This window comes from Faecalibacillus sp. TM498 (assembly GCF_020589955.1).
Classification (GTDB): Bacteria; Bacillota_I; Bacilli_A; order Erysipelotrichales; family Coprobacillaceae; genus Faecalibacillus; species Faecalibacillus intestinalis.
This window is the reverse complement of record NZ_JAJDKB010000046.1, coordinates 1-18,398: the sequence shown is the minus strand read 5'-3', so window position 1 is coordinate 18,398 and position 18,398 is coordinate 1. Positions and strand designations below refer to the sequence as shown.

Here is an 18,398-nt window from a genome sequence, read left to right as displayed (position 1 = left end):
ATGAACACTGAATGATTATTAGTATCAAGTTCCATAGCAATATCCTTTCTAAAATTAAGTACGACTGAACGTCTTTTATACTTATAATATATCACAGCTGCACGTCTAAGACAACATCTCTTATAAAAACTATAAAAGGAGCTAGACCCCTCCCTACGCTTCGCTTAGAGGAAGGGGATTGCGCTCCTATTTTTGTTCAATTCACAAAAATAATTCAAGATTTATTTTATTTAGATGAATTTATATTAGATTCATTAATCATTCATTTAGAGAATTGCACAATTTATCATGATGAATCAGCTATTGCTTTTTGTATTCAATATCAAAATAATGATTATGAATATATTTTTAACGAAGCAAAACAAAATATATATCTTTCTATTAATAAACGTAATAATCAATTTATCGATTTAATAACATATCTTAATAAATATCATTTTTTAAACAATAATCATTTTTCATATATTCAACCAAATATCAAAAATATGAATGATTTAAATCAAGTCATTGAATTTATAGAAAATAAAACAATTCTTCCTGTTATTTATTTAAATATATCTTTAAAAGATTTTAAAAATGAGATTCTAACTGAAATTCAATCAACAGCTTATATTCTTACAAGCGAAGATGAAAATTTTCATCAAGCATTTCAAAAACATTTTCATTTAAGAAATAATAGTTATATTCTTTATTTAAATCATGAATTTCAAAAAATTTCTTTTTTAAAAAAAGAATCTCCTCAAGAATTTATTGAGAAAGTAAAAATAAAAATTCAAAGTTATGTTTTACAACGTACATATTCATTTCCTTATAATATGAAAGATTTTCAACATCATATTATTAAAAAAATAATTGAAAATCATAAAGAAAATGATTTTCTCGAAAACTCTTCTATTGAACAACAAGTCTTAGCTTTAGAAGATAAGAAAAAGAATTTACAAAAAAATATTGATGATTTAAATAATCAAATATTGATTTTAGAAAATCAAAATAAAGAATTAGGAAGTTATATTAAACAACAAGGATATTATCCTTTAATATTAAAAGGAAATGAAAAAGAATTTTACAAAGGTGAACAAAGAGATCTTCTTCTTTATCTTTTAAAAGAAGAACTTAAAAATAATCATAATCAAAAACAACAACAAATCATTCATACAATTCTTGAACAAAATCCTCCTGTTGGTAATCGAAATAGATATTTAACAGATATTTTTAACTTATTAGTCAATGAAGGTCTTTCAAAGAAATCTATTGATACTTTAAGTCGTTATGGAATTATTTTAAATCATACAGGTAAACATCCAACAACTACTTTTTTTAATGATTCACGTTATACTATGACATTTTCTTCAACACCAAGTGATCTTAATGTTGGTAGACAATATTATCGTCAAATTAGAAAACTTTTCTTTTAACTTTTCCATAAAAAAAGAGGTGTGTGTTCGACACCTCTTTTGATTATCCTCTAAGTACTGCTCCAAAATCTTTTTCAACAGCTTTTAAGATTTTTTCCATAGCTTCATTAATTTCTTGTTCTTTTAATGTTTTCTTATCATCTTGGAAAGTTAAATTAATAGCTACTGATTTTTTACCAGCTTCTACATGTTCTCCAACATAAACATCAAAGATGTTTGTTGTTTTAACAAGTTTATTACTTGATTTAATGATTTTTTGACAAACATCATTTGCTGGAACAGATTCATCCATTACTAAAGCAATATCTCTTGAAACTGATGGATATTGTGGAATTGGTTGATACTTTACTTTACCTGTTTTGATATTTAATAATGCAGATAAGTTTAATTCAACTACATAAACATCTTTCACATCATATTTCTTTTCCATTAGTGGATGAACTTGTCCAACGACCCCAACCACTTCATTTTGTACTTTAATATAAGCACTACGTCCAGGGTGGAATGATTGGTTATCACTTTCAACACGTTCTAAACGATAACGTGATTCATTGATTCCTAATCTTTCAAAGATTGTTTCTACAAATCCTTTAACTAAATAATAATCTGCTTTGTATGAAATTTGTTTAAATGATAACCCATGGTATTCACCAGTACATGCAATCGCAAGGTTTTGTAATTCAACACCTTTTGAATATGTTGTTGATAATTCATATAAATGAACATCTTTCATATTTCTTGATTGGTTATAATTAATAACTTGTAACAATGAACCAATAATTGATTGTCTTGTCACTGATCTTTCTTCACCTAATGGCATTGCAAGTTTAACTGGTTCTTGATCATGGAAAATATTGAAATCATGAACAAGTGATGGTGATGTTAATGAATAAGTTAATGTTTCATGTAATCCCAAGTCTTTTAATAAGACTTTCATCATATGTTTCTTTTCTTGAATTTCTGTTCTTTTTCCAATTGTCATAGACATTTCTGGTAAAGTTGATGGAATGTTATCAAAACCATACATACGCACAACTTCTTCAATTAAATCAGCTGCCATCGTAATATCATTACGATAAGTTGGAATTTTAACATTAAATGTATCTTCTTTTAATTCATATTTGAATTTTAATGAATTAAAGATTTCTGCGATTTCATTTGTTTGAATGTTTGTTCCAAGTAATCCATTAACTTGTTGAGTTGAAACTGAAACATATTTATCTTCAATATAAAGAGTTGTTGAAACAGTTTCATAGATTTCTTTAGCATCAGCAAGTTCTTCTAATAAATTAGCACATCTTTCTAAAATATTTAAAGAATTAGCAGTATTTAAAGCCCCTTTAATATAATGTTGAGAAGCATCTGTTAATAAATTTAAACGTCTTGCTGTTTCTCTTAAACTTGGTCCATCAAAAGTAGCCACTTCGATGACGATATTTTGTGTATTTTCATCAATCTTAGTACTATCAGCTCCCATGACACCAGCTACGCATCCAACACCATTGTCTGTTGAAACAATGATATCATTAGGTTCAAGTTTATATTCTTCACCATCTAATAAGATTGCTTTTTCATCAAATCCAGTTTTTACAACAAATTCTTTTTTTGTTAATTTATCATAATCATACATATGAATTGGTTGACCTGTTTCTAACATGACATAGTTAGAAATATCAACAATATTATTAATTGGTTTAATTCCTGAAGCAAGTAAAGCTGTTTTTAACCAAGCAGGTGATTCTTTTGTAGTGACACCTTTTACAAGTTTAGCCCCAAAGAATGGACATAATTCAGTTTCTACTTTGACTTCAATATTGCTTCCAGGAAGACCTTTTTCCTTGATTTCTGGTAAGTTGACGTCTCTTTTTAAAACAGCAGCCACTTCATAAGCAAGTGAAGTTAAAGCCATACAATCTGCTCTATTTGGTGTTAATCCAATATCTAAAATTGTATCTTTTAATCCTAAATATTCTAGAGGATCTGCACCTACAGGAGCATTTTCATCTAAAACATGAATTCCTTCTTTATCTTCAGGAGATAATAAACGTTGATCTAAACCAAGTTCAGCAATTGAACAAATCATACCATTTGATTCTTGACCACGAATCGTACTTTGTTTAATAACAAAACCTTCTCCTAAATCACATCCAGGATTAGCAACAATAACTTTTTGTCCAGCAGCTACATTTGGTGCTCCACAAACAATTTGAGTCACTTCCCCAGGTCTTACTTCTACTTGACATACATGCAAATGATCACTATCTGGATGATCAACACATTCTTTAACATAACCAATTGTCATGTTACTTCCATTAGCTAATGAATGCATTCCTTCTACTTCTAAACCAATTGAAGTAATCTTATCAGCAAGTTCTTTTGGATCTTGATCATCTATTTTAACATATTTATTTAATAAATTTAAACTGACTTCCATTTTCTTACTCCTCTCTTTGGAATTGGTTTAAGAATCTTAAATCATCATTGTAGAAATCACGAATATTATCAATACCGTATTTCAACATAGCCACACGTTCGATTCCAATTCCAAATGCAAAACCTTGATATACTTTACTATCAAAACCACACATATCTAAAACTTTAGGGTTGACCATACCAGCACCTAAAATTTCAATCCATCCAGTTCCTTTACACATAGCACATCCTTTACCACCGCAATGATGACATGAAATATCCACTTCTACTGATGGTTCAGTAAATGGGAAGTAAGATGGACGTAATCTAATTTCACGTTTTTCCCCAAAGAATTTTCTTGCGAAAACTTCTAATGTTCCTTTTAAATCTGCTAAAGTAATATTTTTATCAACAACTAAACCTTCACATTGCATAAATTGATGTGAGTGAGTTGCATCATCATCATCTCTACGATATGTTTTACCAGGACAAATAACTTTAATAGGTCCTTTACCTTTTGCTGCAAGTAAGGTATGGGCTTGTACTGGAGAAGTATGTGTTCTCATTAAAGTATTTTCATCAATATAGAAAGTATCTTGCATATCTCTGGCAGGATGTCCTTTTGGTAAGTTCATTAATTCAAAGTTGAAGTAATCACTTTCTACTTCTGGACCTTCAGCAATTTGATATCCCATTCCTAAAAAGAGTTCTTCTAATTGAGAAACAATAATTGATAAAGGATGCATTGTTCCTTGATCTAATTTATAACTAGGTAATGATAAATCAATCGTTTCACTATTGATTTTATCAATAATTGCTTGATGTTCTAAAACTTCTTTTTTATCTTCAACAGCTTTTGATAATTCTTGTTTAACTTTATTACTTGTTTGACCAAATGTTTTTCTTTGATCTGGATCCATATTCTTCATAGATTTCATTGCTTCTTGAATAGGACCTTTTTTTCCTAAATAAAGCACACGAATATCATTTAATTCTTTTAAAGATGTACAAGCTTCAATTTTTTCTAAAGCTTCATCTTTAATTTTTAATAATTCATTTTCCACTTTATTTCCTCCCTAAACATAAAAAAACTCATTCCAATAGGAACGAGTTGATCGCGGTACCATCCTAATTCATGTTTAAAACATGCTCTTAATTAAACATTAACGCAGTCTCACGTCACTGATTAGGTGCTCTCCATGGTGAATTCAATAAATTATCTGTAGGAGTTTCCAGCACTTCTCCCTCTCTAAAACAGCATCCTTTATTTACTAATCCATATCAACGATTTATATACCCCACTATTATATCAAATTTTCCTAACAAAACAAGTCTCTTTTAAAAGCATATTTTCATATTTTTTCATATTTCTGAAATCGCCTACATAATAATTGTATATACATTTATAAATATGGTATAATCGATATGTAAGAGGTAAAAAAATGTCAAAGAATCCAAAATATATAAAAATAATGAGTGATTTAGAATCACAAATCAAAAACAACGAATTAAAGCCTGGTGATCAAATTCCAACAGAAAAAAATCTATGTGAAATGTATAATGCGTCTAGAATGACTGTTAATAAAGCTATTATGATGTTATGTGAAAAACGTCTCGTTGAAAGAATTGCTGGAAAAGGCTCATTTGTGAAAGATTATCGAACAATAAAAAATTTACAGCTTGGATCTACTGGAAGTTTTACAGAAGATATGATTTCGACTGGCAAAGTACCCGGAGCAAAACTAATTGGATATAAACTTGTTAAAGGCAAAGAAGTTCCTCATGTAAGAGATGCTTTAAAACTATCAGATGAAGACTTTATCCACTATTTTGTACGTCTTAGAACCGGTGATAATATTCCAATAGCAATTAGTTATACTTATCTATCAACGCATATCATTCCATCTCTAGACATCCAGGTCTTAGAAAACTCTCTTTACAAATATATAAAGAAGCTTGGGTATCAAATTCAAGGTATTGATGCACAATATTCAGCTGTTATGCCAACAAAAAAACAAAAAGAGTTATTAAAGGTTGACAATATAGCTCTTTTTAAAAGTCAACATGTTACTTTTTTATCAGATGGAACTCCTTTCGAATATATTTCTACCTATTATCGAGGAGATCAATACACATATTCATTAAAAACAATCTTTAAAGATAATTAAATAACAATTCTCATTTAATGGATTATTTTTATGTGTAATTAAAAAACTGCGGGGATTTCTCAAGCTATAAATAATCCAGGGGTAGTATCAGCTCCTGGATTTTACTTTTGGCTGTTAATTTTTTGGGGGTATTTTCTTGATGTCTATTTTGTTATTTCCATAAATCATTTATCATACTCTTAAGGTCAAAAAATTTATAGAAAGAAAAATGGATAAACATCTAACTTTGGCAGGCGAGATGTTTATCCAGTCCATAAGAACACGATGATAATAATAAAACTTTCAAACAAAATCAAGTATATTTCTCAAATTCAATATGATAAAATCGTTTTTTTGAATTTTAATCATCTTTAATGCCCAAACTGTCATTCCAATGGTTTAATCATTCATGCCTACTATGACCGCCATATCGATATCTTTGATTGAAATCACACCATCAGGGTATTAAGACTCAAATATCCTTCCTGTAATTCTACCCACGCTGTCTTGATTGAAGACATGGTCCTTACTCTGTTGCTTCTTTTGATATCATCTTTGATATTTTAAACAATGATGATTTTTTATCATCTCTCACACCTTTTTTATGTGCGTTATGAATGTTTCAAAAGTTATTTTAACACTTTCCTTTTAAAATTTCTTTTATCTTTAAAATAACACCATCATTTTCATTACTATCAATAACTTGATAAGCAACCTCTTTAACAGGTGGCATGGCATTAGCCATCGCATAACCATATTTTACTGTTTGTAACATTTCATAATCATTCATTTGATCGCCAAAGGCTCCTGCTTCTTCTGGTTTAATATTTAAGATTTCTAAAAGCTGCGTTAATGTTGTTCCTTTATTAACATCTTTGTAAAAGATATCAAACCATACATTACCTGTTGTTACTAATTTAAGATGTGGTTTTAATTGCTTTTGAATTTTTTCAATTCTTTGTTCCATTTGATCATCAAAACTAGCAATAGAGAATTTTAAGATATCATCTTCAATATCATCATAGCTTTCTACAAATTGAACATTTTTCATAAATAATGAAATAAAGTCTTTTTTATTTTCAAAATTTTTAGAAATATAAGCATGTTTATCTCCAGAAACAACAAGCATACATTCTTGATCTTCTTTTAAAATATCTAGAACTTCTTGAGCATCTTGTTTTTCTAAAGCTTTTTTATAAAGTGTTTTCCCTTGATAAACTATCTTTGTACCATTTTCACAAAGATAATAAAGATCATTTTTGATTTCTTCATCAAATTTACAGGCTAGTGCTTCATATTGATTACCTGATGCAATGACAAATTGTATATCTTGTTTTAACATTTGTTTATATAAATCATTAAATTCTTCACTATAGGATTTATCATCTCTTAGAAATGTTCCATCCATATCTGTTGCTAGTAACTTCATTTTAACCTCTATTTATACATTTTTCTTTTAATTCGCGTTATTTCTTATATTGGTCTCTTAATCCGTCAAGTTTTTTACTTCCAATTCGTGCATGAAATTGTGGATCTTTTGGAATATCTGGATTAATTCCCAAATCTTGTGGTGCTAAACAAGCTAAAACTTGCATTGGAATAATGTATTCCCAAGGAGAAAATAATGGATCTTCAACAAATTCAACAATGCAATCATTTTTATTTTGGTTTTCAATCTCTTCTGGTGATGCAATCAAATAATTATGAGGTGTCCATTCTTTTAATATTTCTATAAGTTTCAAAGTACGTGGTTTATAATCACCTTTAGAAGCAAGATAAAAGATATGTGCACTTTCTGTAATAGAATTGTAAATTCCATGGAAAAATTCTTCAATATCATATCCTGTTACACCTTGGCGCACAGTTTCTAAAACTTTTAAAGCACCTTCTAAAACATCTGCATAATTACCATCATATCCTACAACGATAATTCTTTTTGCCGGTAAGAACTCATCTTTGATTCTTCCATACCATTTTGTAGCTGCATCTACAACTAATGGCATATTATGAATTACATTAAACATTCTTTCTTTATAGAGTTTGAATTTTTCTTCTTTTAAAATTCCTTTAATAATAGCAAGTTCACTTAGCATCATCATCAACGTTACGGTTGTTCCAGCATATCCTTTAGTTTTTGCACCGCATTTTTCATTTCCAACTTCAATTCTTGTTTGAGTTTGTGCATGTTCAAAAATCAAAGCAGTAGGATTTTCTGAAACAGATGCTGTCATCAAGCCTCGTTTTGAAGCTGCATCTAATCCCTCAACTGTCGATAAACTTTGTCCACCTTGTGACATACCAATGACTAATGTATTTTTATTAAATACTTTTTCACTTCTAGAAAATTGTGTAGGATACATACAAAAAACTTTTATATTTAAGATTTCTTCTAAATAATTTTTTGCAGATAATCCAGCATGATATGATGTTCCAGAACCAATCACATAGATTTGATCAATCTTTTTATCCTTATATTCATTTACAAATTCTTGAACTATTTCTTTTCTATTATTAATAATATATGTTAGAACATCCGGTGTTTCACATATATAATCATACATATTTGTTTTCATTATAAAATACCAAAGAAAGATAATACAATACCAAGGATTAAGATTCCCCATAATAATGTAGTACTTTTCATTCCTTTTTCTAATAATGCATAAATAATAAATGTAAATCCTAATGGTAAGAAACCTTTAATAATACCATCAAAAATATCTTGTAAAACAATTTTTGTTCCATTTAGTTTAAATACAAATGGTGTTGTAATTGCAACCATGGAAGCACACATAGATCCAACTACAATAAGACCAAGTATTTTAGCAACTTCAGTTAATACTGCAACCATACCACCTTCATTCATACTTGCTAAAAATCCAACTCCACTTTTATAACCAATTTTCAATCCAAAATAACGAACAATCAAATGTGGAACATTATAAATCAATAAGAATAAGATAGCTCCTAAAATGCTTCCTTTAGCAGCTAGACTTGTCCCAATACCTGCACCAATAATTCTAAATGTTCCCCAGAAAAAAGAATCACCAATTCCAGCAAGCGGACCCATCAAAGCAGCTTTTACAGCATTAATTGATTCCTCATCAACTTCTTCGCCTTTATCTTTAGCTTTTTTAAATTTTTCTTCCATGGCAATTGCCGCACCAGCAATAAAACTGACAACTGCAGGAGTCGTATTAAAAATAGCTAAATGTCTTTTTAAAGCATCTGAAATATCTTTTTTATTCTTATATAACTTTTTTAATGCTGGAATCATCATGTAAGCAAAACCAACATTTTGCATACGTTCAAAACAAAAACATGCTTGCAAAGGAAATGTTCGCCAAAATGTTTTTCTATATACATCTGGTGTCATAACCGTATCTTGAGTTTCGAGTTCTTTATTTTCCATTATAATTCTCCTCCTAAATCATCAGAGATCATATCAACAGAATTGTTATGATTCTTATTAGAGATTGTATATTGATAAATTGTATAAGCTATTGCAGTTCCAACAACAGCTGCTCCCACTGTATTAACAGAGAATAATGCTGTCATCGCCCATCCAATAAAGAAAAATGCCACATTTTTCTTATCAAATAATAATTGCATTAAAATTGCAATACCTAAAGCTGGTAACATACCACTTGCTGCATTTAACCCATCTGTGACAAATTGAGGAATCATTTTAACAAATGCACCAATAACTGAAGATCCTAAAAATGCGCCTAAAAATACTAATAAGAAATAACTTACAAAAAATAAAATTGCGCCTCCCCATAAAGCTTTATCAATTCCAGAAAAATCCGCATTTTCAGCAGCTTTATCTGCCATATGTACAAAATAACCATTAGCAGTTCTTATAAAAATACCCACCAATTGTCCTAATGTAGCAATCGGTAAAGCTAAAGCAACCGCTGCTGAGACATCTAACTTAGATACAATTGCAAATGCTGTTGCCAAAATTGCACCAGAAACTGTATCAGGTGGTGTAGCAGAACCAATTCCAACAATTCCCATCATAATTAATTCTAACGAACCGCCAACAATAATCCCTGTTTTAAAATCACCTAAAATCAAACCTACAATTGGACCTAATACTAATGGACGATCTAACATCCACATACCGCCAATTCTACTATCCCATATTCCAATACCACCTAACAAACCAAGTAGTAAAGCATGAACTATACTCATTATTATTCCCCTTTCTATTTATTAAATTTATCTTTAATTTCTTCTGTACTTAATTTTTGGGAAGTAGGAACAGATTGCATAAAAACATGATATCCTTCTTTTTCAAGTTCATCCATAACATGAATATCATTTTTACTCATATATGAATTCATATCTATTTGTTTTTTACCCTCTCCATTTCTAAGTCCACCTAATAAAATATCTTTAATTGCTCCATTAGTTTGTTCACACACAAATTTTGCATCATTCAAATCTTTAGTAATGACCATAATTTTACGCATTGCATGTTTTGGATTATTAATAACATTAACCGCTCCTTGTAAAGATTTCATTGAAAGTGTTACTCCTGATGGTGTAGCTAATCTAAATGCAACTTGCATATCTTTATCAGTAATTAAATGATTATTAGCTACTAAAATAACATCCACCTTATAATGGCGTGTCCAAGATACAGCAACTTGTCCATGTAATAACCTATCATCTACTCTTAATACTTCTATCATTTTTTATCCCCCTTTTATAAATCATCATCGTCTGATAATTCATCATTACAACTTATAACATCATTAACTAAATAGATTCCCTTTTGTGATTCTTCAATCGCATCTCTAATTTTATTTTTATTATCTTCATCATCTTGTGAAAGTGATAAAAAAGATAAACTCATTACTAATCCTAAATTCATGCCAGTTACAACATAAGGCAACTTGTTATCTGAAATTCTTTGAATAGCTGTTTGTGTTGTACTTCCTCCAGGAATATCAGTAACAACAATAACTGGTTGATTATCATCAAACGATTGAATCATTACATCTAAGTTATTTTTAATTTCTTGAATATTTTGATCCAATAAAATATTTAAAACTTTAAAATGATTTTCTCCAATAATAAGTTTACAAGAATCTGCTAATCCTGTTGCCAGTTGTCCATGCGAAAACAAAATAATGTTTGCCATTTAATTCACCTATCCTTCTTTTAAATAACTATTCATTTTAAAATGAAATTGTGGATCACTTGGTATATTACAATCAATCCCTAAATCTAATGAAAGTTTTCTAGCTAGTACTTGCATTGGAACAATGTATTGCAATACAGCAAATTCTTGATCATCTGTAAACGGAAAAACTAAATCCTTTGAATTATTTGTGTTTTCATGTGTAATCAAGAAATTGTGACTATGTCTTTCTTCTTCAAAATATCTTTTCAATCTTAGAATACGATCATAATATTGACCCTTTGAGCATACATATAACATATAAGTATCTTCATCAATACAATGATAAATACCATGCATAAACTCTTCTAACTCAAAACCTTGAACACTATATCGCACTGCTTCACAAATTTTTAATGTTCCTTCCATCATATCCGCTAAACAATTATCATAACCAATGACATATAAACGACGGCATTTCATTAAATCATTTCTATTTTGTAAATACCATTTTGACGTAGCTTCAGCAATATCTGGAATTGCATCCGCACTTGCTTGCATTCTTCTTAAATAATCATCAAATTCATCTTGTGTGATTTTTTCTTGCCTTAACGCAACCTTTAAAGCAAAAATCATAAATGTTACAATTGATCCAATATACCCTTTTGTTTTTGGGCCTGCTTTTTCTTCCCCGATATCAACATATAGTTTTACATCACCATGATGTTCAACCGGTCTTCCTTTTTCAGCAGTCATCGCAATTGTTCCAAAACCATTTGCCTTTGCTTTATCCAACCCCGCAATTGTTGATGCCGACATTCCCGCATGTGAAAGTCCCATAACTAAAGTATTTTTGTTGAAAATTCTTTCATCTTTAAATACAATAGGATATGAAGCAAATACTTTCATTTGTAATACTTTTTCCATTAAATTTTTTGCAGCTAATGCAGCATGATAAGATGTACCAGATCCTATCACATAAATTTGTTCATAGTTGCCATTAAAAAAGTATTCAATAGCATCATGAAAGATTTCTTCATGGTTAGAAATAATATTTCTAACCGCTTTTTTTGATTCTAATATGTATTGATACATATCTCCGTAATCTCTTTTCATTCCGTTTCCCCTTTCTTATTTGTATATACATTTTATTATACATATATACATATGTCAATGCTTTTTATTAAATTAATAATTATTTATCATAGAATATACTTTTTATTGATATTTTCATTCAAAAAGCGCTTACAAATTTTATCATTAATATTTACTTTTCACTAATAAATATTGACTCTCAGATAAAAAAGTACAATACATTAAACAGATAATTTTATCTAAAAAAATAATCATTTAGTATTGTTATTGAGGATAAGTTTCATTGAAAAGGAGAAGAATATGAATAAAAGAAAATTAGTTTTAGAAGCATTACTTGCATTATCCTTAACTACACTTTTATCTACAGTTGTTTATGCAGAAAAAACACATCAACCAGAAGGAAATACTGTAATTTCAGAGAAAGATAAGCCTTCTATTACTTTAGTTATGGATAAATGGACTGGAGAAAATGATATTGTTTTAAATGTTCAATCAAAAAAGAACACAACAATTAAATTATCGGAAATGTATGTTTGGGATGATTCAGCATCTTTAGGTGGAATTTATGTAGAACCCAAAATTGATCTTGACGAAAACGGAAACGGTACAATTACTTTCAAAAATGATGATTTAAAAAATGTAAAAACATTAATCGGTTCTAATGACCCACTCGATTGGACAAAAATCAAACAAATTGAAATGTGGTTTAATTTTTGTCTAGATGAAACAGAAATCTATACCTCTAAATCTGCATATATTCCTGTAGAGATTTCAAAAACACCATCTCCAGTAGAAACAGAAAAGCCAAAAACAACTGAAACAGTAAAAAAAGAAACAAAAGTCACTACTAAAAACACACAATCCAAGGCTGTAAAAACAGGTGATAATACAAATATTACCCTTTATACTTCACTACTTATTATAAGTGTTATTGTTGTTTCAGGAACAATTGTTTTACGAAAAAAGAAAAGTTAATTTAATCAAAAGAATCCTATAAACAGTAAATCCAGAAGAAAAAAACTTCTGGATTTATTAATTAATAATTATCTTTTTCATTAAGCACTTTTTCATGATAAAGTGCTTTTAAAATACCCTCTTGATCAAAATTATCGGTAATATAAGTTGCCTTTTCTTTTAAAACATCTACTGCATTACCCATCGCAATGCCATGTCCTACTTCTCTAAACATCGCTTGATCATTATAACCATCGCCAAATGCATAAGCATTATCCTTATCAATATGGAAATAATCTAATAGATAGGCAATCGCACTACCTTTATCAAATTCAATTGTTGAACAATCACAAGAACCCATTCCGCCATGATCATTAATAATTAAATCTTCTTTAAAGATTTCAACCATTGTTTGATAATGTTCTTGACTTTGATAAAACATATCAAACGTATAAAAATCTCCTTCTAAAGAATCCACAAGATGTTCAATACCATATTCCTTTTCTAAATCAACTTCTTGTTTTTGATCTAAATGATATTTTAAAGCTTTATCATCACTAACAAACATCGCCCCTAGTTTTCCTTGATCAAGTTTATGTACATAATAATCTAATTGTTTCTTGGTAAAAGCTCTACTATAAAGCTTCTTTCCTTCATAAAGAATATAACGTCCATTACAACTAATAATTCCACTAACAAGATCACCAAATAAACGTTTGGCATAAAATGGAGCTCTTCCCGTACAAATAAACGTCTTATATCCTTTTTCTTTTAATAAATGCAGTGCTTTTAAATTTGATTCTGTAATAACACCATGTTGTCCTAGTGTCCCGTCAATGTCAAAAAATAATATCTTATCCATACCTATTCTCCTTGAAAATGATACATCATAATACTTCCTGCCACAGCCACATTTAATGATTCAATGGTTGTAATTGGAATATAGGCAATTTGATCACAAATGTCGATAATCTCTTTTTCCATCCCATTCCCTTCATTTCCTAAAACATAGGCCATCTTTTCTTGTTTTTTAATTTCATGAATAGGTCTTCCATTTTCTAAAGCACTGCCTACAACACAGACACTTTTTTCTTTTAAAGCAGGAATAATTTCTTTTAAATCCCCATAAAGACAAGAAAGATGGAAGTGTGCTCCTTGCATTGATCGCAGTAATTTATCATTATAAAGATCCACACATTCATTAGATAAAATCACTTGATCTATGCCAAAAGCAAGTGCTGTACGAATAAGTGTTCCAATATTTCCAGGATCTTGTAGATAATCTAAAATCAAATATCTTTTTCCATCAACTAATTTCTTATCTTTTTGAATAAAACATCTTGCCATAATAGGTTGAGGTGTTTTAGTAAAAGCAAGTTTTTCCATAATTTCTTTAGATACTACTAAATTTTCTACACCTAAATCAACTGGTTCAGTTGAAATAATCAAATCTGTTTGTTTAGCTTTGATTGCTTCCTCTACTAAATGATTTGTTTCTACTAAATAATAATCTTTTCGATATTTCTTTTGTTTTAATTTTAATAATTCTTTAACCGTTTTATTTTGCATTGACGTAATCATATACCCACATCCTTTAATAATCTTTCTCTTTCTTTATAATCTGGCATTCTTTTTTCTATTTCATGATAGAATGCTTTTGAATGATTTGCTTCAAGAAAATGACAAAGTTCATGAACAATAACATAATCAATTAAAGCATAATCAATATGTGCTAATACTAAATTAAAGCACACTCTATTTTTTTGATAAAAACAAGCACCCCATCTTCTTTTCATTTTCTTAATTTGAATTTCAGGAAAAGCATGATGAAAGCTCGTACTTAAATAAAAATCTATTCTTTCTTTTAAATAATTCATCAATTCTTGTTTTAAAAACATTTCAATGGTTGCTTGGATATTTTTTGAATAAACATAGATTTGACGATCATGAATGGCACATTTTTTGATATTCATATCTTTTAAAATAATTTGATATTTTTGATTAAACAAATAAACATAACCATCTTCTTGATAGTTATATTTAGGAACATATCCTTTTATTTGTTCAAGTATTTCTTCTTGATGATTTCTAATCAATTTTTCTATTTCACTTTGAGGAAACAGCGGTGAACAACGAATTACCACTTCTCCTTTTTCTACTCTTAAATAACAATTCTTAATTCTTTTATAATGAATTTTATAAACAATTTCTTGTTGATCTAAAATAATTATTTTAGTTTCTACCATGTATATTTTTCTCCTTTTTGGGTCACTCTTTTTAAGGAGTGATAAAATGGATATTCGACAAGCTATATTTCAAAGACTACATGCTTGTTCAAGTAGTGAACTTAAAGAGATTATTGAAAGTGGTATTGCTTCTAAAGAAGAAACCGTCTTACCAGGGCTTGGTGTTCTTTTTGAAACTTATTATAATTCTTTAAGCTCAAAAGATGAATTACTTGACAGTCTTAGTCATTTATTAAAATAGACTCTTAGAGTCTATTTTTATATATTTGTTTCAGTGAACGTAAAATCATAAATCCAAACATCAAATAAGCATCTATATGAAATAATGTTGGCAATTGAACAATTTGTATAATAACAAGTAAAATAGCCATGATTACATACATCATCCATGAGATTGAATAATTATGTTCATGATACATAAATTTTAATGTTTGATGATGATTTTCATCATACCAATCATTAATGATTTTAAACAATTCAAAAAGCAAATAATTAAAAATCCATAATAAGCAAAAATACATTAATGTAAAAATATTATTAAAAAAGATGTATGGTATTGTTGCTGGAAAGGATATTTGATAATAATTTGATAAATCCAAACTAAATGTAAAAAGTGTAATTAAAAAAGTCATGATTCCATTTCTTGCAAGATATAAAACAATAAAATCTTTTTTTAATTTTAAGTATCTTTCTTTATTCATACAAACCACCATTTTCCTTTGAAAAGTTTAATTTGAAAACATAACTTTTTTGACTTTGATCTTTTGATAAAATAATAACAACACTTAATTTTTTCTTTTTTAAAGATCCTTGATTTAAATCATGATTATATGTTTGATAGATTTTTTGATTAACAATTTCTTTAGTCTTTCCATTTATTTTTTTAAATACAACATAATTCTTATCATTTTTATCATTTAATTTATTACTTTTTAAATAACGATATTCTAATGAAATATTTGGATATTTCTTCAATAAATCTTCATCTGTAGACGTTAAATACCCAAGCCTCATAAAATCATCACTGACACATGCATTTTCTACTTTAAATGTTTTTGAAGAACATGCTAATTTTTCAACTTGTTTTAATTTTAAAGTATGTTGATAAACCATCTTTTGGTTATCATCTTTGATGATTAACTGAACATTTTTGATTTCTTTTATATTTTTTAAATCTTCCTTATTTTCTAAAGAATAACTTCCACCCTCTAAATATTTTAAAGAATAATCAATATGTTGTTTTCTATTTATTTGAATTATGACATCAATATCTTGTCCGTCTACAAGAGAATCGATTTTTCCTAAAACAAGTGTCCCATCTCCACAATGATAATTTGATTGATCTTTATAAAGCTCATAATCCTGTAAAGTAAAGCCTTGATGATTTAATGATAAAAAATAATCATAATACGTTTTTGTATTATATGTATGAAAAGAAAAATTATCATACATTGTTAGTAAAGAAACAAAAACGATTATCAGGCATAAACATGTAATAATTAAATTTGATTTATGTTTTTGATCCATATTTTCTCACCACAACTATTATACACAATAGTTTTGTTTTTACCAAATATGACATAATATGATATGATTTAAAAAAGGAGGATTTCTCATGGAAAAAGAAATATTATTAAAAGAAATAGAAAATACAAATCATTTAAATGAGCTTTACCAGTTATGGAATGAATTTAAAGCTTATCTTGAAAATCAACCAAGTTTATTGGAACTTGGTCAACTCTTTGGATTTAATTATCATCTTCAAGAAAAATTCAATCAATTAAGTCAACTTTTTATTCAAGAAAAGAAATACCAAGAAAGTATAGAATTTCATCAAGACTTTATGAATTATTTTAAAGATGATAAATATCTTTGCCCTTTTTATAAAAACTTAGCTTTATCTTATTTTTATCAAGATAATGATCAAGGAATTTCATATTTTCAAGAATTACTTGAACGTTACCCTTATGATTATGAAATTATGGATGCTTATTTTTCGTGTCTTTATAAACAAAATAACTTACAAGAATTAAAAAATATGATTCAAAAACATTTACCTCTATCTATCGAATATAATATTGAAACAGAAAATATTATTCATCATGTCATTGAGCTTTTTAAAGCAATAAATGAAGAAGAACTTGCTTTACAATATGCTCAAATTGAAAAGCAGCAAAATGATTTTGGTAAGAAAAAACCAACAAAAGTCATCAAAGTGGGGCGTAATGATCCTTGTCCTTGTGGAAGTGGTAAAAAATATAAAAAATGTTGTGGTAAATAATGAAGAAGTTCTTTCTTATTTTCATACCGATCATTTTGATTCTTACTTACATTTTTTATCAAAATAATCTTTTACCTCATCCAAAATATACAAATGATGATTTTGGTATTCAAACTTATAAAAGCATAAATGATCAAGATCATGATGGTATTGACGATCAAAGTGATATTGTACAAAACGTTAGAAAATATATTGAAACAAAACCTCAATACAAAAGTAAGTATTATCAAGGTGGTTACCCAACAGACCATTATGGAGTATGTAGTGATGTTGTCGCTTTTGGCTTATTGAATACAGGTTATGATCTACAAATTCTTGTAGATCAAGATATTAGAGAAAATCCTCAAAGTTATCAAGTTGAACATCCAGATAAAAATATTGATTTTCGACGAGTAAGAAATTTAAATGTTTATTTTAAAAGACACGCCCTATCTTTGACTCTCGATATTTATGATTTAGATAAGTGGCAAGGTGGCGATATTGTTATCTTTAAAAAACATATTGGTATTGTTTCTAATTATCGAAATAAAAAGGGAATCACTTTCGTGATTCACCATGCTTATCCTCATCAACTTTATTATGAAGAAGATATTTTAGAAAAAAGAAATGACATTATTGGTCATTATCGTATTTCTTAGTACCACCAATAGTGGTACTTTTATATTTCTTTACCAACAGCATCAGCAATTGGTTTTAATTCTTTCATCAATTGTTCAA

The 18,398-nt window shown here is 28.4% G+C and carries 20 protein-coding genes and 1 other annotated feature; of the genes, 6 read left to right on the top strand and 14 right to left on the bottom strand.

Going from position 1 to position 18,398, the window contains the following annotated elements; translation table 11 throughout:
* Positions 1–485 precede the first annotated feature (485 nt).
* Positions 486–1,415, top strand: a complete 930-nt coding sequence (locus LJD32_RS12000; protein WP_227392501.1) for a hypothetical protein — start codon at positions 486–488, stop codon at positions 1,413–1,415.
* 43 nt (positions 1,416–1,458) lie between these two features.
* On the opposite strand, the gene pheT is transcribed toward LJD32_RS12000, so the two are convergent.
* Positions 1,459–3,849 carry a phenylalanine--tRNA ligase subunit beta gene (gene pheT / locus LJD32_RS11995; protein ID WP_227392500.1) on the bottom strand — a complete coding sequence of 797 codons (2,391 nt, stop codon included), beginning with the start codon at positions 3,847–3,849 and terminating at the stop codon, positions 1,459–1,461.
* A 4-nt stretch (positions 3,850–3,853) separates the two neighbouring features.
* Entirely contained in the window at positions 3,854–4,891 is a 1,038-nt protein-coding gene (gene pheS / locus LJD32_RS11990; protein ID WP_119362903.1) for a phenylalanine--tRNA ligase subunit alpha, read from the bottom strand.
* 35 nt (positions 4,892–4,926) lie between these two features.
* Positions 4,927–5,121 (bottom strand) — a binding site (T-box leader).
* A 148-nt stretch (positions 5,122–5,269) separates the two neighbouring features.
* Here pheS and LJD32_RS11985 point away from each other — a divergent pair.
* The gene (locus tag LJD32_RS11985) at positions 5,270–5,995 is read left to right on the top strand and encodes a GntR family transcriptional regulator (protein ID WP_175302048.1); all 726 of its coding nucleotides are present in this window, start codon (positions 5,270–5,272) and stop codon (positions 5,993–5,995) included.
* A 613-nt stretch (positions 5,996–6,608) separates the two neighbouring features.
* On the opposite strand, the gene LJD32_RS11980 is transcribed toward LJD32_RS11985, so the two are convergent.
* From LJD32_RS11980 to LJD32_RS11950, 7 genes are read right to left on the bottom strand one after another with little or no spacing between them, the layout of a single operon-like run.
* Positions 6,609–7,403, bottom strand: coding sequence for an HAD family hydrolase (locus LJD32_RS11980; protein WP_175302049.1), 795 nt, complete (start codon positions 7,401–7,403; stop codon positions 6,609–6,611).
* A gap of 37 nt (positions 7,404–7,440) precedes the next feature.
* The gene (locus LJD32_RS11975) at positions 7,441–8,547 is read right to left on the bottom strand and encodes an SIS domain-containing protein (protein WP_199588559.1); all 1,107 of its coding nucleotides are present in this window, start codon (positions 8,545–8,547) and stop codon (positions 7,441–7,443) included.
* Positions 8,547–9,386, bottom strand: coding sequence for a PTS system mannose/fructose/sorbose family transporter subunit IID (locus LJD32_RS11970; RefSeq protein ID WP_227392499.1), 840 nt, complete (start codon positions 9,384–9,386; stop codon positions 8,547–8,549). Before LJD32_RS11970 ends, LJD32_RS11975 begins: the two co-directional genes overlap by 1 nt.
* The gene (locus tag LJD32_RS11965) at positions 9,386–10,171 is read right to left on the bottom strand and encodes a PTS mannose/fructose/sorbose/N-acetylgalactosamine transporter subunit IIC (protein ID WP_227359894.1); all 786 of its coding nucleotides are present in this window, start codon (positions 10,169–10,171) and stop codon (positions 9,386–9,388) included. The genes LJD32_RS11970 and LJD32_RS11965 overlap by 1 nt, the downstream gene beginning before the upstream one ends.
* A gap of 14 nt (positions 10,172–10,185) precedes the next feature.
* Positions 10,186–10,674: a PTS sugar transporter subunit IIB gene (locus LJD32_RS11960; protein ID WP_117347333.1), complete on the bottom strand. Its 489-nt coding sequence runs from the start codon at positions 10,672–10,674 to the stop codon at positions 10,186–10,188.
* 14 nt (positions 10,675–10,688) lie between these two features.
* A complete protein-coding gene (locus LJD32_RS11955; protein WP_227392498.1) occupies positions 10,689–11,126 on the bottom strand; it encodes a PTS sugar transporter subunit IIA in 438 nt (145 codons plus the stop codon).
* 9 nt (positions 11,127–11,135) lie between these two features.
* A complete protein-coding gene (locus LJD32_RS11950) occupies positions 11,136–12,221 on the bottom strand; it encodes an SIS domain-containing protein (RefSeq protein ID WP_117347335.1) in 1,086 nt (361 codons plus the stop codon).
* 279 nt (positions 12,222–12,500) lie between these two features.
* Here LJD32_RS11950 and LJD32_RS11945 point away from each other — a divergent pair, with 279 nt between their 5' ends.
* The gene (locus tag LJD32_RS11945) at positions 12,501–13,175 is read left to right on the top strand and encodes a hypothetical protein (RefSeq protein WP_175302047.1); all 675 of its coding nucleotides are present in this window, start codon (positions 12,501–12,503) and stop codon (positions 13,173–13,175) included.
* Positions 13,176–13,236: 61 nt separating this feature from the next.
* On the opposite strand, the gene LJD32_RS11940 is transcribed toward LJD32_RS11945, so the two are convergent.
* From LJD32_RS11940 to LJD32_RS11930, 3 genes are read right to left on the bottom strand one after another with little or no spacing between them, the layout of a single operon-like run.
* A complete protein-coding gene (locus LJD32_RS11940) occupies positions 13,237–14,016 on the bottom strand; it encodes an HAD family hydrolase (RefSeq protein WP_175302050.1) in 780 nt (259 codons plus the stop codon).
* 2 nt (positions 14,017–14,018) lie between these two features.
* On the bottom strand, positions 14,019–14,735 hold the full coding sequence (locus LJD32_RS11935) for a TrmH family RNA methyltransferase (protein ID WP_227392497.1): 717 nt from the start codon (positions 14,733–14,735) through the stop codon (positions 14,019–14,021).
* Positions 14,732–15,400 (bottom strand): M48 family metallopeptidase, encoded by a 669-nt coding sequence (locus LJD32_RS11930; RefSeq protein ID WP_147579683.1) that lies wholly within the window; start codon positions 15,398–15,400, stop codon positions 14,732–14,734. Before LJD32_RS11930 ends, LJD32_RS11935 begins: the two co-directional genes overlap by 4 nt.
* Before the next feature lie 46 nt (positions 15,401–15,446).
* On the opposite strand from LJD32_RS11930, the gene sspI reads away from it, so the two are divergent.
* Positions 15,447–15,641: a small acid-soluble spore protein SspI gene (gene sspI / locus LJD32_RS11925; RefSeq protein ID WP_022001886.1), complete on the top strand. Its 195-nt coding sequence runs from the start codon at positions 15,447–15,449 to the stop codon at positions 15,639–15,641.
* Positions 15,642–15,645: 4 nt separating this feature from the next.
* Here the strand turns inward: sspI and LJD32_RS11920 are convergent, their stop codons facing one another.
* Positions 15,646–16,101: a hypothetical protein gene (locus LJD32_RS11920; protein ID WP_032091698.1), complete on the bottom strand. Its 456-nt coding sequence runs from the start codon at positions 16,099–16,101 to the stop codon at positions 15,646–15,648.
* The gene (locus LJD32_RS11915) at positions 16,094–16,927 is read right to left on the bottom strand and encodes a hypothetical protein (protein WP_119362900.1); all 834 of its coding nucleotides are present in this window, start codon (positions 16,925–16,927) and stop codon (positions 16,094–16,096) included. Before LJD32_RS11915 ends, LJD32_RS11920 begins: the two co-directional genes overlap by 8 nt.
* An 88-nt stretch (positions 16,928–17,015) precedes the next feature.
* Between LJD32_RS11915 and LJD32_RS15525 the strand changes: the two genes are divergently transcribed.
* Both LJD32_RS15525 and LJD32_RS11905 read left to right on the top strand, forming a co-directional pair.
* Positions 17,016–17,681, top strand: a complete 666-nt coding sequence (locus LJD32_RS15525; protein ID WP_234697824.1) for a tetratricopeptide repeat protein — start codon at positions 17,016–17,018, stop codon at positions 17,679–17,681.
* Complete coding sequence (locus LJD32_RS11905; protein WP_147579686.1) at positions 17,681–18,319, top strand: DUF1287 domain-containing protein; 639 nt, start codon at positions 17,681–17,683, stop codon at positions 18,317–18,319. Before LJD32_RS15525 ends, LJD32_RS11905 begins: the two co-directional genes overlap by 1 nt.
* The last annotated feature ends 79 nt before the right edge of the window (positions 18,320–18,398 follow it).

Bases quoted from the DNA above. Each gene is read 5' to 3' on its own strand.
- LJD32_RS12000 (WP_227392501.1), top strand. From the start codon at position 486: ATGAATGATTTAAATCAAGTCATTGAATTTATAGAAAATAAAACAATT.
- LJD32_RS11965 (WP_227359894.1), bottom strand. From the start codon at position 10,171: ATGAGTATAGTTCATGCTTTACTACTTGGTTTGTTAGGTGGTATTGGA.
- LJD32_RS11960 (WP_117347333.1), bottom strand. From the start codon at position 10,674: ATGATAGAAGTATTAAGAGTAGATGATAGGTTATTACATGGACAAGTT.
- sspI (WP_022001886.1), top strand. From the start codon at position 15,447: ATGGATATTCGACAAGCTATATTTCAAAGACTACATGCTTGTTCAAGT.
- pheT (WP_227392500.1), bottom strand. From the start codon at position 3,849: ATGGAAGTCAGTTTAAATTTATTAAATAAATATGTTAAAATAGATGAT.
- LJD32_RS11950 (WP_117347335.1), bottom strand. From the start codon at position 12,221: ATGAAAAGAGATTACGGAGATATGTATCAATACATATTAGAATCAAAA.
- LJD32_RS11945 (WP_175302047.1), top strand. From the start codon at position 12,501: ATGAATAAAAGAAAATTAGTTTTAGAAGCATTACTTGCATTATCCTTA.
- LJD32_RS11940 (WP_175302050.1), bottom strand. From the start codon at position 14,016: ATGGATAAGATATTATTTTTTGACATTGACGGGACACTAGGACAACAT.
- LJD32_RS11980 (WP_175302049.1), bottom strand. From the start codon at position 7,403: ATGAAGTTACTAGCAACAGATATGGATGGAACATTTCTAAGAGATGAT.
- LJD32_RS11975 (WP_199588559.1), bottom strand. From the start codon at position 8,547: ATGAAAACAAATATGTATGATTATATATGTGAAACACCGGATGTTCTA.
- LJD32_RS11985 (WP_175302048.1), top strand. From the start codon at position 5,270: ATGTCAAAGAATCCAAAATATATAAAAATAATGAGTGATTTAGAATCA.
- LJD32_RS11915 (WP_119362900.1), bottom strand. From the start codon at position 16,927: ATGGATCAAAAACATAAATCAAATTTAATTATTACATGTTTATGCCTG.
- LJD32_RS11955 (WP_227392498.1), bottom strand. From the start codon at position 11,126: ATGGCAAACATTATTTTGTTTTCGCATGGACAACTGGCAACAGGATTA.
- LJD32_RS11935 (WP_227392497.1), bottom strand. From the start codon at position 14,735: ATGATTACGTCAATGCAAAATAAAACGGTTAAAGAATTATTAAAATTA.
- LJD32_RS11920 (WP_032091698.1), bottom strand. From the start codon at position 16,101: ATGAATAAAGAAAGATACTTAAAATTAAAAAAAGATTTTATTGTTTTA.
- LJD32_RS11930 (WP_147579683.1), bottom strand. From the start codon at position 15,400: ATGGTAGAAACTAAAATAATTATTTTAGATCAACAAGAAATTGTTTAT.
- LJD32_RS11905 (WP_147579686.1), top strand. From the start codon at position 17,681: ATGAAGAAGTTCTTTCTTATTTTCATACCGATCATTTTGATTCTTACT.
- LJD32_RS15525 (WP_234697824.1), top strand. From the start codon at position 17,016: ATGGAAAAAGAAATATTATTAAAAGAAATAGAAAATACAAATCATTTA.
- LJD32_RS11970 (WP_227392499.1), bottom strand. From the start codon at position 9,386: ATGGAAAATAAAGAACTCGAAACTCAAGATACGGTTATGACACCAGAT.